At 36.2% G+C, this 13,713-nt stretch carries 12 protein-coding genes and 1 other annotated feature; all 12 genes read left to right on the forward strand.

What is annotated here, in order from left to right:
• The first annotated feature begins 158 nt into the window (after positions 1 to 158).
• The 12 genes from thrS (at position 159) to DER71_RS04765 (ending at position 13,652) form a co-directional block, all read left to right on the forward strand.
• Positions 159 to 2,069: a threonine--tRNA ligase gene (gene thrS / locus DER71_RS04710; RefSeq protein WP_114474362.1), complete on the forward strand. Its 1,911-nt coding sequence runs from the start codon at positions 159 to 161 to the stop codon at positions 2,067 to 2,069.
• 240 nt (positions 2,070 to 2,309) lie between these two features.
• Positions 2,310 to 2,876 (forward strand): translation initiation factor IF-3, encoded by a 567-nt coding sequence (gene infC / locus DER71_RS04715; protein ID WP_114457234.1) that lies wholly within the window; start codon positions 2,310 to 2,312, stop codon positions 2,874 to 2,876.
• 49 nt (positions 2,877 to 2,925) lie between these two features.
• Positions 2,926 to 3,123 (forward strand): 50S ribosomal protein L35, encoded by a 198-nt coding sequence (gene rpmI / locus DER71_RS04720; protein ID WP_114457235.1) that lies wholly within the window; start codon positions 2,926 to 2,928, stop codon positions 3,121 to 3,123.
• A 38-nt stretch (positions 3,124 to 3,161) separates the two neighbouring features.
• Positions 3,162 to 3,521, forward strand: coding sequence for a 50S ribosomal protein L20 (gene rplT / locus DER71_RS04725; protein ID WP_114457236.1), 360 nt, complete (start codon positions 3,162 to 3,164; stop codon positions 3,519 to 3,521).
• Between the two features lie 5 nt (positions 3,522 to 3,526).
• Positions 3,527 to 4,327, forward strand: a complete 801-nt coding sequence (locus DER71_RS04730; RefSeq protein WP_114457237.1) for an RNA methyltransferase — start codon at positions 3,527 to 3,529, stop codon at positions 4,325 to 4,327.
• A gap of 89 nt (positions 4,328 to 4,416) precedes the next feature.
• Positions 4,417 to 4,518 (forward strand): YqzL family protein, encoded by a 102-nt coding sequence (locus DER71_RS04735; protein ID WP_114457238.1) that lies wholly within the window; start codon positions 4,417 to 4,419, stop codon positions 4,516 to 4,518.
• A gap of 72 nt (positions 4,519 to 4,590) precedes the next feature.
• Positions 4,591 to 4,831 (forward strand) — a binding site (T-box leader).
• A 173-nt stretch (positions 4,832 to 5,004) separates the two neighbouring features.
• Complete coding sequence (gene pheS / locus DER71_RS04740) at positions 5,005 to 6,030, forward strand: phenylalanine--tRNA ligase subunit alpha (protein ID WP_114457239.1); 1,026 nt, start codon at positions 5,005 to 5,007, stop codon at positions 6,028 to 6,030.
• 34 nt (positions 6,031 to 6,064) lie between these two features.
• A complete protein-coding gene (gene pheT / locus DER71_RS04745) occupies positions 6,065 to 8,482 on the forward strand; it encodes a phenylalanine--tRNA ligase subunit beta (protein ID WP_114457240.1) in 2,418 nt (805 codons plus the stop codon).
• 77 nt (positions 8,483 to 8,559) lie between these two features.
• Positions 8,560 to 8,916: a cell division protein ZapA gene (locus DER71_RS04750; protein WP_114457241.1), complete on the forward strand. Its 357-nt coding sequence runs from the start codon at positions 8,560 to 8,562 to the stop codon at positions 8,914 to 8,916.
• Complete coding sequence (locus DER71_RS04755; RefSeq protein ID WP_114457242.1) at positions 8,917 to 9,408, forward strand: CvpA family protein; 492 nt, start codon at positions 8,917 to 8,919, stop codon at positions 9,406 to 9,408.
• A gap of 120 nt (positions 9,409 to 9,528) precedes the next feature.
• Positions 9,529 to 11,268: a DNA polymerase/3'-5' exonuclease PolX gene (gene polX / locus DER71_RS04760; protein WP_114457243.1), complete on the forward strand. Its 1,740-nt coding sequence runs from the start codon at positions 9,529 to 9,531 to the stop codon at positions 11,266 to 11,268.
• 2 nt (positions 11,269 to 11,270) lie between these two features.
• Positions 11,271 to 13,652, forward strand: a complete 2,382-nt coding sequence (locus DER71_RS04765) for an endonuclease MutS2 (protein ID WP_114457244.1) — start codon at positions 11,271 to 11,273, stop codon at positions 13,650 to 13,652.
• The last annotated feature ends 61 nt before the right edge of the window (positions 13,653 to 13,713 follow it).

A 13,713-nucleotide genomic window follows, 5' to 3' on the forward strand; every position in this document is an offset into this window, starting at 1 on the left:
CGGCATCAACAAAACTTTATCTTACTGTAATAAAGAATCCGAAAGACATTTTGTTCTTTTGAATAAACTTTTTAAAATTAATGTTCTAACAAAATTAAGATACTGATATTAGACTATTAGATTTGACGTAACGGAGAAATTTTAAGGAGGGAATTATAATGGAGAAAGTAAAAGTAACTCTTCCAGATGGTTCGGTAAAGGAATATGATTCTGGAATTACCGTAAAAGATGTGGCTTATTCTATTGGTAGTCGGCTGGGTCGTGATGCAGTTGCTGGAGTAGTTGATGGTAAGAAAGTTGATGCAGATTATAAAATCGAAAATGATGTGGAACTTTCAATTATTACAGTTGACAGTGAAGAATGTCTTGATATAATTAGACACACTGCCTCTCATGTAATGGCACAGGCCGTGAAGCGTCTTTATGATGATGTCAAAGTTGCTATAGGACCTTCAATAGAAGATGGTTTTTATTATGATTTTGATTTAGAGGAAACATTTAATCAGGAATCTTTAGATAAGATAGAAGAGGAAATGAGGAAAATTATTGATGAGGATATAGAGGTTGAACGCAAACTTCTGCCGAGAGAAGAAGCTATTGAACTGATGAAAAAAAGAGGAGAAGAATACAAAATAGAGCTTATTGAAGGTCTAGATGATGAAATGATAAGCCTCTATCAGCAGGGGGATTTTGTGGATCTCTGCCGTGGACCACATCTTCCTTCTACAGGTTATGTTAAAGCATTTAAACTTCTAAATACAGCCGGAGCTTACTGGCGTGGTGATGAAAACAATAAAATGCTGCAGAGAATTTATGGTACAGCCTTTGCATCAGAAAAAGATCTGCAGAAATATTTAGAAAGAATTGAAGAAGCCAAAAAGAGAGATCACAGAAAAATAGGTAAAGAAATGGATCTGTTCAGCCTGCAGGATGAAGGAAGAGGTTTTCCATTTTTCCATCCAAAAGGTATGGCCATCAGAAATGAATTAATAAATTTCTGGAAAGAAGAGCACCGTAAAGCTGGCTACAAAGAAATTAGTACTCCAATTATATTAAATCAATCCCTCTGGAAGCGTTCAGGTCACTGGGATCACTATAAAGATAATATGTACTTTACCGAGATAGATGGAGAAACACATGCTGTTAAGCCTATGAATTGTCCGGGCGGACTTTTAGTCTACAAAAATAGTATGCACAGCTATCGTGACCTGCCGATTAGAATGGGAGAGCTGGGACTTGTACACAGACATGAAATGTCCGGTGTCCTGCATGGTCTGATGAGAGTTAGAAGCTTTACCCAGGATGATGCACATATCTACTGTCTGCCTTCACAAATTGAAGATGAATTAATAGGTGTAATAGATCTGGTAGATATTCTTTACGGTGCATTTGGATTTAAATATAGTGTTGAACTGAGTACAAAGCCAGAAAAAGCTATGGGGTCTGAGGAACTCTGGGATAAAGCAACAGATGCGCTCAGAAAAGCTGTAGAAAAAAAGGGACTGGAATATGAAGTAAATGAAGGTGATGGAGCATTTTATGGGCCTAAAATAGATTTTCATCTTGAGGACTGTCTGGGAAGAACCTGGCAGTGTGGAACAATTCAGCTTGATTTCCAGATGCCGGAAAGGTTTGATCTGACATATATTGGACAGGATGGTGAAGAACACAGACCTGTTATGATACACAGAGCTCTTTACGGAAGTCTGGAAAGATTTATAGGAATTCTAATAGAACATTATGCGGGAGCATTTCCAACCTGGCTTGCTCCGATTCAGGTGCAAATTATTCCTGTTTCTGATGATCAGGTTAATTATGCATATAAAGTTAAGGAAGAGCTGTTTAAAGAAAAAGTTAGAGTTGAAGTTGACAGCCGTTCCGAAAAGGTTGGTTATAAGATTAGAGAGGCTCAATTACAGCAGGTTCCGTATATGCTGATTGTTGGTGGAAGAGAAGAGGAAAATGAAACTGTATCTGTAAGAGATAGAAGAGAAGGAGATTTAGGTGAGAGCAGTGTAGCTGAATTTAAAAAGAGGCTGCTGAAAGAAATTGAAGAAAAAGCTGGATAAATTAAATACCTCAAAAAAATTGACAAACTCTGTATAACTGTGGTATACTTTTATAGGAAAATAAAGAGGAAACACCTGTTTCTCACCAGTTAATTATGGTTAATAGGCAGCAGACAGCGGATTTTATTCCATGTGGAATAACTATCTCCTGTTTTGAAAGACATTTTAAATTTGGACAGAAGATTTAATTTAAAATGTTATTTTACTGACTATTTACAGCGGGTGTTTTAAAACACCCGTATTTTTTATTTACACAGTTTTTTCCAAATACTTAGGAGGTGCGTAAATATCGTTAATGATTTAAAGGTAAACAATCAAATCAGGGCAAAGAAAGTACGTTTGATCGATCAAGAAGGTGAACAGATTGGTATTAAGTCTATAAATGAAGCACTTGATATTTCTGCAGAAAGAGGACTTGATCTGGTTGAAGTTGCTCCACAGGCAAATCCACCTGTATGTAGAATTATGGATTACGGAAAATATAAGTATGAACAGGCTAAGAAAGAAAAAGAAGCTAAGAAAAATCAGAATGTAATGAATGTAAAAGAAGTTCAAATGGGTGTAAAAATCGAGGACCATGACTTTAATGTTAAATTAAAGCAGGCCCGAAGATTTCTAAATAATAAGGATAAAGTTAAGGTGAGAATTAGATTTAGGGGTAGAGAAATGATGCATAAGGAGCTTGGCTATGATCTGATGGACCGCCTCATTGAAGAAACAGAAGATATTGGGCAGGTAGAAAGCAAGCCTAAAATGGAAGGCAGGAATATGATGATGTTCCTGACTCCTAAAAGTGAAAAACAGTAGAAATAAACAAATACAGCCATTATTTTAATTGGAAAAGGGAGGTTAAATAATGCCAAAGCTTAAAACTCACAAAGGTATTGCTAAGAGAGTTAAGACAACTGCAAACGGTAAATTAAAGCGCCACAAAGGTTTCCACAGTCATATTTTAACCAAAAAATCTGGAAGTAGAAAGCGGAAGCTCCGCAAAGCTACTCTAATAGATAAAACATATCAAAAAAGATATAAAAGATTACTACCATATAAATAAATATATAATATAGATATAATCTGGAGGGAGTGTTAAAGATGCCGCGAATAAAAAGAGGTAATAAAGCAAGAAACCGCAGAAAAAAGGTGCTCAAGCTTGCAAAGGGATATTTTGGTTCCAGAAGTAAGCTTTATCGTCCTGCAAATCAGGCAGTAATGAAGTCACTTCATTATGCATATAGAGATAGAAGAAACAAAAAACGTAATTTTAGAAGACTATGGATTACCAGAATAAATGCAGCTGCAAGAAAAGAAGGTCTTTCCTACAGCCGTTTTATCAATGGATTAAAACAGGCAGATGTAGAAATTGACAGAAAAATGCTTGCAGATCTGGCAGTTAATGACGAAAATGCATTCAGTGAACTGGTTTCTGTTGCAAAAAATGGATTGGATATGTAGTTATTATGAATAGAATAAGCAGCCCCAACAACAGTAAAATTAAATATTTAAATAAGCTTTACCGGAGCAGAGCCAGGAGAAAAGAAGGATGCTTTGTTCTGGAAGGTAAAAGACTTATTGAGGCTGCAGCAGGAGGAGCAGATTTTGAAGAAATATTTGTTACTCCTGCTTTTTTTCGGCAGAAAGAAAATAAAAATCTGCTGGATATACTTCAAAAAAAAGCAGTTCTGAATGTAGTTGATGAAGATATATTTAATCAAAGTGCTGATACTGTTAACCCACAGGGAATAATGGCAGTAGTTAAAGAAACAGAATTTGACAAAAGTACTTTTTTAAAAAAGGTGAAAAGAATACTTCTGCTTGATAGAATACAGGATCCCGGTAATATGGGAACAATTATTAGGACAGCAGCAGCTTCAGGTTTTGACGGCATAATTGCAGCTAAAGGTTCAGTAGATATATATAATCAGAAAGTTTTGCGTGCTACAATGGGGGCTATTTTTTCTCTCCCTATCTGGCAGAAGGTTGACAGAAAAAGGATAATTGATATTTTAAAATCTAAGTCAGATGAATTTGAAATTATTGCTGCAGATGTGAATGCAGAAGAATATTACTTTCAGCACAGCTATAAAGATAAGGTAATTGTGTTAATAGGTAATGAAGCAAACGGACTTGATAAAAATTATCTAGAACTTGCTTCTGCAGAGGTGAAAATTCCACTTGCTGCCGATATTGAATCATTAAATGCAGCAGTTGCAGCAGCAATATTGTGCTATGAAATTGCAAAAAAAGATTATATAATCTGAAAATTGACAGATCAGCTACTTGTCAATAATGCACCGGTTATGATATAATTATATAAAGCTTTAGCAATTCCTGAAAGGGAGTGATTTTTGTGGGTTTAAACGCAAAATTATTCTGGAAAATTTTTGAGAATACCGGTTCTGTTGATGCTTATCTGGCCTATAAACAGTTTTTTGTTTTTAGTAGAGCTTAAAATTAGATTTCCAAGGCAAATTTTATCTGAATTCAGAAATGAATTCAGCAGATTTTTTTACATCAAAATATATTAACAGCGCTGAAGGAGAGAGTAATTATTTTGTTTCTTTAATAGGGAACAGCTGTCAGTGACTGAAAACAGCTGTACTGAAACTAATACTGAAATTCACTCTAGAGCTGAAGGCTGAACAATTGAGTAGGCTGGTCCGGAAACTGACGCCATGAAGACATAGTTTTCGTTAACAAAGTAAAGTGATCCCATCATATTGGTGGGATAATCAGGGTGGTAACACGGTAATCTCGTCCCTTTTTGGGCGGGATTTTTTTAATGTTTAGGAAATTATACTAGATGGTTTATTATGGATAAAATTTATGGATTCATAATTTCCGACATCAACAAAATTTTATCTTACTGTAATAAAGAAGTCCGAAGGACATTTGGTTCTTACTGACAAAATTTTAATATTTTATGGAGGTGTTTGGTTTGGATCTATTAAAAGATCTTAAAGAAATCGAAAAAAAAGCAGAAGAAGAATTAAAAGAAATTAAAAACCTGGATATGCTGGAAGAAATGCGTATTAAATATCTGGGCAAAAAAGGAGCTGTACAGTCAATTTTTAATCAGATGGGTAAAATTGATGCTGAGCAGCGTCCTGCTGTAGGTAAAAATGCCAACAAACTTAAACAGAAGATAGAAAAATGGCTGAGTGAACATAAGGAAAAACTGGAAAAAAAAGCTGCAGCAGAGAGATTTAAAAAAGAAAAAATAGATGTCACACTGCCGGGAAAAGAGATAAAAGCAGGAACAACACATCCTCTTTCTTTAATAACAGAAGAACTGGAGGAAATTTTTATTGGTCTTGGATTTAGTATTGCAGAAGGACCGGAAATAGAGAGTGAGTATTATAATTTTGAAGCACTCAATATTCCGGAACACCATCCGGCAAGAGATCTTCAGGATACACTCTATATAAATGATAATTATCTGCTTAGAACACATACTTCACCTGTTCAGGTGCGGACGATGGAGGCACAGGAACCACCTGTAAGGATAATCGCACCTGGTCGAGTCTATCGTTCAGATGAACTTGATGCTTCTCATTCTCCTATATTTCATCAGGCTGAAGGACTGGTCATTGATAGAGATATTTCTTTTAGTGATCTGAAGGGAACCATAGAACTTATAGTAGAAGCTTTATTTGGAGCTGACCGCGACGTGCGTTTCCGCCCCAGCTATTTTCCCTTTACAGAACCGAGTGCAGAGGTAGATGTTTCCTGTATTGTTTGTGAAGGAGAAGGTTGTCCACTCTGCTCTCACACCGGCTGGCTGGAGATAATGGGTTCAGGAATGGTCCATCCAAATGTGCTGGAGATGTCAGGTTATGATGCAGATTACTACAGTGGTTTTGCTTTTGGGGTTGGTCTAGACAGGCTGGCACTGTTGAAATATGGTATAGATGATATACGTGTATTATACGAAAATGATAAAAGGTTTCTGCATCAATTTTAAAAAATTAATATATAATAAGAAAGGATGATCTGATTTGCAGATTTCATATAAATGGTTAAAAGAATATGTGGATTTTAATTATACACCGGACGAATTAACTGAAAAGTTAACCATGGCCGGACTGGAAGTTGAAGGTATGGAATATCTGGGGGAAGGTCTGGAAGATATAATTATCGGAAAAATAGAAAAAATTGAAGAGCACCCTAATGCAGATAAACTGGTTATCTGCCGGGTAATGTTAAACAAACAGGGTAAGGTGATGACAGTTGTTACAGGTGCTCCAAATGTGGAAGAAGGTAAGATGGTACCTGTAGCTGAGGCCGGGACGGTGCTTCCTAATGGAATGAGGATAGAAAAATCAGATCTGCGTGGAGTTATATCAGAAGGTATGATCTGTTCAATTGATGAACTGGGCCTGGCAGAAGAGCGCGCAGATGGTATAATGATTTTATCAGATAATGCTCCTCTTGGAGGCAGTATAATTGATCATCTGAAGCTCGATGACTATATTTTAAAACTGGACTTGACTCCAAATTATGCTCGCTGTCTGGGCATGATTGGTATAGCAAGAGAAATAAAATCTCTTTTTACAGGTGGTGAACTAAATCTTCCGGAGATAAAATTTACAGAATCAAAAGAAGAAAAAAATATCAATCAGCAGGCAGAAATTATAATAGAAGATCCTGATCTCTGTCCGAGATATACAGGGCGGCTGGTAAAGGATGTAAAAATTAAAGCATCACCACTCTGGATGAAGCGTAAACTTAAAGCTGCCGGAATAAGATCAATTAACAATGTGGTTGATATTACCAATTATGTACTGATGGAATATAATCAGCCACTGCATGCATTTGACTTTGATAAAATTAAAAACAGCAAAATAATTGTACGCAGAGCCGAATCAGAAGAAGAAATACTAACACTTGATGAAAAAACAAGAGTTCTGGATGATGAGATGCTGGTAATTACAGATGAAGATGGTCCTCTTGCTGTAGCAGGAGTAATGGGCGGCTATGAGAGTGAAGTAACAGAAAAAACTAACAATGTACTTATTGAGTCTGCTTATTTTAATCCAATCAGCATCAGAAAAACTGCAAAAAAATTGGGCCTACACAGTGAATCATCACACCGCTTTGAAAGAGGGGTGGATATTGAGAAAGCAGTTGAAGCAAATAATAGAGCCTGTCAGCTGCTGGAAAAATATGCAGACGGTACAATTGTACCGGGTGTAATAGATCAGTATCCACTTAAATATGAGTCTGCAGAACTGGAACTGGAAACAAAAAGAGTTAATCAGCTGTTGGGACTAGAACTTGAGACTGCTAAAATTGCAGGAATGCTGGAAAAATTAGATTTTCCTGTTAAAGTTAAAGAAGGTATAATTAATGTAAAAGTACCGTCTTTTAGAACAGATGTAAGTCAGCCGGCAGATCTTGTGGAAGAGATTGCAAGAGTGTACGGGTACAATAATATCCCCTCTACAACGCCTATCAGTAAACAGCTCGGCCGGAGAACAGTAAAACAAAAGTTCAAAAAAAGAGTAGAAAGGATTCTTAAAGCCGGAGGACTGGATGAAATAATCACCTACAGCCTTCAGGACAAAAAAAATTATTCAGATTTAAAGCTGAACAGTGATTCACAATTTGGTAAATTTGTCAGCATTAAAAATCCTTTAAGTGAGGCTTTTGCTATTATGAGGACAACTATACTGGTTGGTATAATTAATACACTTGCTGCAAATGCAAGAAGGCAGACATCTCAGATGGGAGTTTTTGAAATTGGTACTGCCTTCTATTATAATGGAAACAGCAGCCGACCTAAAGAAAAGCAGCTTTTGGGTGGAGGTATTTTTGGTATAGAGGAAAATATCTGGCAGGAAAATGCTCCGGAATTCTACCATTTAAAAGGAATACTTGAGATTCTCTTTGATAAAATACAGCTCAAAAATTATAGATTTGTTTCTGATGACAGCAGAGAATATCTGCATCCGGGCCGAACCGCTGAAATATACAGCGGCAGAGAACTTTTGGGCTTTATTGGAGAAATACATCCAGAAATTGCCGAAAAAAGTGATCTTCCAGCCGGAACAACAGTTTTTGAAATTGATTTTGACAGCTTATATAAAGCTACACCGAAAGTAAATTATCATTATAAAAAACTGCCCAAATATCCTTCTGTTTTTCGTGATCTGGCCGTTGTTGTTAAAGATGATATAGAAGTTGCTGAAATATTAAATGCTATTAAAGAAAAGGGTGGAGAAATTCTTAAAGACCTGGATATATTTGATCTATACCATGGTAATCAGATTAAAGAAGGTCATAAAAGCATTGCTTTTAAATTAAAATTCCAATCTGAAGAGAAAACTTTAAGAGATGATGAGGTAAATAAACAGTTCAAAAAGATTATCAATTATATATCAGATAAATTTTCTGCAGAAATACGGGGAAATTAAATTATAAATGCAGGATTTTAGCCATTTGTAATGAAATAGTATTATAAAGTAGAATATAATACTTGGAGATGTTGCTTATGACAGCAGAAAAAAATTTTCAACAGAATAAAAATAAAATAAAAGTTAAAATACTTGGCGATACTTTTACAGTAATAGGAGAATTTGACGAAAATTATATAAAAAAGCTGGCCGAATATGTAGAAAAAGTAAGCAGAGATATTAGGAATACCTATCCTGAACTTCCATACAGAAGGCTGGCAAATCTCACTATGATCAACCTGGCTGATGAGTATTTTAAGCTGCGCAGTGACTGTATTGACCTTTCTCGGGAAAAAGAAAGGCTGCGTGAAGCTAATCAGAGCCTTCATGATGAGTTAAAAAAACTGAGGCAGGAAAACAAAGAATTGATGACTCTACTAGAGGAGGTAGAGTAATTGGATACTATTAATTTCTTAGATATCATTATACTGGTAGTATTTCTGTTTTTTGGTTATAATGGTCTGCGTCGGGGATTTATAGATCAGACAAGCACCATACTGGGTTTGATTATTGCTTTAATAGCAGCAGTCAGACAGTACGAATACTTTCAGTCCTATCTGGAGCCATATCTAGATTTATCTACCTCACTGATTCAGTTTATTAGTTTTGCTGTCATTTTTGTTGTGGTAAATATTGTAATTCATGTACTTGGTATAGTCTTAAAGAGAATGGTTGATGCTGTATTTCTGCAGCCGGTTGATAGGGCGGCCGGACTTTTTTTTGGTGTTTTTAAAGGTGGTATAATCGTCTACCTGCTGGTGCTTATTATGGCTCAGATCCCCTATCAGAGAGTTTTAAATGCAGTCGATTCTTCGTTTTTAGCAGGAAGAATCCTGGAAATGACACCAATTATACAGGAAAAAATAGGAGATATTTTTCGGCCATGATAATCACTTCATGGCCTTTTTAGTATTGTGCTGATTGTTTTATCGCTAAACAGATGTGAATTTTCACCCCAGAAATAGGTTGAATCTAATTTTGGGGGAGTTAAGTTTGGAGGTAGTGATATGGAAAAATTAACAAATAAAGAGGTTTCTAAACTGCTTGCGGAGTTTGGAGATCTCCTGGCAATTAATGGAGAAAATGAATTTAAAATTAGAGCATATAATAATGCTGCCCGCAAAATTCAGTCTCTGGAAGCAAATTTAAGTGAGCTGATAAAAGAAGACAGCCTTGAGGATATAAAAGGAATAGGAAAAGGGATTGCCGGAACAATTAAAGAAATTTTTGAAAATGGATTTTCTCAGGAGATGGAGGAGCTAAAAAGAGAACTGCCGTCAGGAGTGCTGGAAATGACTAAGATTCCCAATCTCGGACCAAAACGGGCTCATCAGCTGTATTATGAGCTGGGTTTAAAAAGTGTAGCTGAATTAAGAGAGGCACTGGAAAATAATAAAGTTAGGGAACTGAAAGGTTTTGGCCCTAAGTCTGAACAAAAACTGCTCAAAGGACTGCAAAATTATAAAAAGTATGTAGACAGGATAATAATCAGTCAGGCAGTGGAAGAAGCAGATAAACTGATAAATGCTTTAAAAAACAGTGTTGAAGAAGGTATTATTAAAAATATAGAAGTATGCGGCAGCACCAGAAGAAGAAAAGAAATGATTGGAGATATAGATATTCTAGTTGCCTGTGCTGCAGAAGATAAAGAAAGCTTGAGTAAAAAAATAACAGAACTTGAGCTGACAGATGAAATTATTGGAGCAGGTGATAAAAAAGTAAGTATCATAACCTGTGATGGACTGCAGGTAGATTTTAGACTTGTCAGCAGTGAAGAATTTCCGTCTGCACTTCACTACTTTACCGGTTCTCAAGCTCATAATGTAAGGATGAGGCAGCTTGCTAAAGATCACAACCTTAAGCTGAACGAATACGGACTTATAAAAAATGATGATTCTAGGATTGATATAAAAAGTGAAGAGGATATTTTTGTACATCTCGGATTAAAATATATTATTCCTGAGTTAAGAGAAGACAGTGGAGAGATAGAAGCTGCTGCAGAAGACAGGCTGCCTGTCAGTATTGAAGTAAGTGACATAAAAGGAGATCTGCACATGCACTCACGCTATAGTGATGGTGCATTTACCATTGAAGAGATGGGAGAAGCTGCCCGAAAAAGAGGATACAGCTATATTGCCATTACGGATCATTCTAAATCTCTCAAAGTTGCCAATGGTATGTCTGTAGAAAGACTAAAAAAACAGCTGCAGGAAATAGATGAAGTCAATAAAAAAATGGATGGTTTCCGAATCTTAAAGGGTATTGAAGTTGATATTATGCCTGATGGAAGTCTTGATTTTGAAGATGAAATTTTATCAGAGCTGGATCTTGTAATTGCATCTGTTCACAGCAGTTTTGCTATGACTGAAGAGGAAATGACTGCCAGAATAATTAAAGCTGTCAAAAATACAGAAGTAAATATTCTTGCCCATCCACGAGGGAGAATTTTAGGCGGCAGAGCGGCCTACAAAGTTGACATGAATCAGGTCATTGAGGCTGCATTAGAGTCCAACACTGCTCTGGAGATCAATTCTTCTCCTCACAGGCTGGATCTGGATGATAAGTGGTCCAGACGGGCAAAAGAAGCAGGTGCTTTACTAACAATTAACACAGATGCACACCATTATCGGGAATTTAATGATATTAAATATGGTGTTTCAGTAGCCAGGAGAGGCTGGCTGGAAAAAGATGATGTCATAAATACATTTGACCTGGATAAATTAATGAAATTTCTCAGGGAGGACTAAAGTTGAAAAAACACACACTTAAGGTACTTGAATATAGAAAAATAATTGATATGATTGCAGACAGGTCTGCTACAAATATAGGAAAAGAAATAATTAAAAAGCTGGAGCCTGTTTCCAACCGTTCATATATAGAAAAAAAACAGCGGGAAATTACCGCTGTTAAGGGATTGATTTCTGAATATGGGAATCTTCCGTTTAGTGGAACCAGAGATATCAGAGATGAAATTAAAAAATCAGTTAAAGGTGTTACCCTTTCGACCTCTCAAATTGTTGATGTTAGATCAACTTTGCGGGGATTTTCGGAAATGAAAAAACATTTTTCAAATATTGAATCAGAACTGGATCCCCGGCTGATAGAAAAAGAATATGGGATAATCTATGATTTTATAGAACCACTCAGAACTATTCCACAGCTGGAGAGGGAGATAGATAGATGTATAAATGATTATGGAGAAGTTGATGATAATGCCAGCAGTGCTCTGAAATCATTCAGAGACAAAATTGATTCTATAGAAAATGGAATTAGAGATAAACTGGAATCAATTATAAAAAGCAGCAGATATGAGGATATGCTGCAGGAGAGCCTTGTAACAAGACGCGAAAACCGCTATGTTGTCCCTGTAAAACAGGAACAGCGCAGTAATTTTGATGGTATAGTACACGGACAGTCTGCCAGTGGTATGACAGTATTTATGGAACCTATAGCAGTTGTTAAAATGAACAATGAGTTGAGAGAGGTAAAAGCAAAAGAAGAAGCAGAAGTGCACAGAATTTTGCAGAAACTAACAGCTCTAATAGCTGCACAGTCGGAAGTTATAAAGAACAATCTTATTATAATTTCTCACCTGGATGTTATTTCAGCTTCTGCTCGATTCAGCCTTGATTTTGAATGCAGTCAGCCGGTGATGAACGAAAAAGCTCTGATTGATTTAAAACAGGCCAAACATCCACTGCTTAAAAATGACCCTGTCCCAATAGATGTACAGGTAGGTGATAAGATATCCACCCTTGTTATTACAGGACCTAATACAGGTGGTAAAACTGTTGCATTAAAAACTATTGGTCTGCTGACTCTTATGGCACAGACAGGTTTACACATACCTGCTGAAGCAAATTCCACCCTACCTGTATTTGTAGAAATTTTTGCGGATATAGGTGATGAACAGAGCATTGAACAGAATCTGAGTACATTTTCTTCTCATATGAATAAAATAAAGGAATTTCTGCACTCTGCCGGAAACAGAACTCTTGTTTTGATGGATGAACTTGGTGTCGGCACTGATCCAGAAGAAGGAGCAGCACTGGGTATTGCTATACTAGAAAAACTGCAGGAGAAAAATGCGGTTACTGTGGCCACAACTCATTACAGCCAGCTAAAAAGCTATGCATATTCTGCTGAAAATGTGGAAAATGCTTCTGTTGAATTTGATATAGAGACATTAAAACCTACCTACAGGCTGATAATGGGAGTGCCTGGCGGCAGTAATGCTTTTGAGATAGCTTTAAAACTGGGCATACCACTGGAAATTATAGATAGGGCTCGTTCACTGCTGAGTGAAGATGAAATTAAAGTTGAAGAAATAATAAAGGAACTCAATTCTGAAAGAAATAGATATCAGAAGCTGAGGCAGGAAATGGAAGAATACAGGAACAGAGAAAAAGAACTTAAGGAAAAATACGAAAAATTGATATCAGATCAGAAAGATAGGCATAATAAAGAAATAGAAGCTGCTAAAAATAAAGCAGAAGAAATTTTAAGGGAAACTAAAAAAGAAGCACATAGAATTATATCTGAGTTAAAAGATAAGGATTATGTACAGCGTTCTGAAGTTGATAGAGCACAGACTGAAGCAAATAAAGAATTAAAGAATCTGAAAAGTGTTTTAGAAGAAACTAAAAGTAATGATCAGGCTGATAAAAAAATTTCTGAAGAAGAATTTGAAATTGGTGATCAGGTAAGAATCCGCAGTCTGGGCAGAAAAGGAGAAATTATTTCTTTGGATAAAAAGAAAAATGAAGCTGTTGTCCAGGCTGGAATAATTAAAATAACTGCTGATATTTTAGATCTTGTTAAGGCTGAAATACCTGAAGACCACAAAGAAGAGATGATTAAAAACTATCGGGTGCAGAAATCACAGCATGTTTCTCCAAAAATTGATCTAAGGGGAGACAGATATGAGGAAGCTCAACGAAAGCTGGATAAATACCTGGATGATGTTTTTTTGGCAGGAATTAAAGAGGTAGAGATAGTCCACGGTAAAGGTACAGGGGCACTCAGAGATGCTGTAGGAGCTGTATTAGAAAAAAACCCCCATATCTCAGACTTCCGACTTGGACGTCAGGAAGAAGGAGGCACAGGGGTTACAATTGCCAGAATTAATTAAAATCTAATTTATTCAATCATTCATTACTTTAATTTAATAAAAAAATATTTAAGTCTGATCA

The sequence above is a fragment of the Halanaerobium sp. DL-01 genome (assembly GCF_003338615.1).
Classification (GTDB): Bacteria; Bacillota; Halanaerobiia; order Halanaerobiales; family Halanaerobiaceae; genus QPJE01.

Excerpts from the sequence above, each read along its gene's own strand:
- thrS (WP_114474362.1), top strand. The coding sequence starts at position 159 with ATGGAGAAAGTAAAAGTAACTCTTCCAGATGGTTCGGTAAAGGAATAT.
- rpmI (WP_114457235.1), top strand. The coding sequence starts at position 2,926 with ATGCCAAAGCTTAAAACTCACAAAGGTATTGCTAAGAGAGTTAAGACA.
- rplT (WP_114457236.1), top strand. The coding sequence starts at position 3,162 with ATGCCGCGAATAAAAAGAGGTAATAAAGCAAGAAACCGCAGAAAAAAG.
- DER71_RS04730 (WP_114457237.1), top strand. The coding sequence starts at position 3,527 with ATGAATAGAATAAGCAGCCCCAACAACAGTAAAATTAAATATTTAAAT.
- DER71_RS04750 (WP_114457241.1), top strand. The coding sequence starts at position 8,560 with ATGACAGCAGAAAAAAATTTTCAACAGAATAAAAATAAAATAAAAGTT.
- polX (WP_114457243.1), top strand. The coding sequence starts at position 9,529 with ATGGAAAAATTAACAAATAAAGAGGTTTCTAAACTGCTTGCGGAGTTT.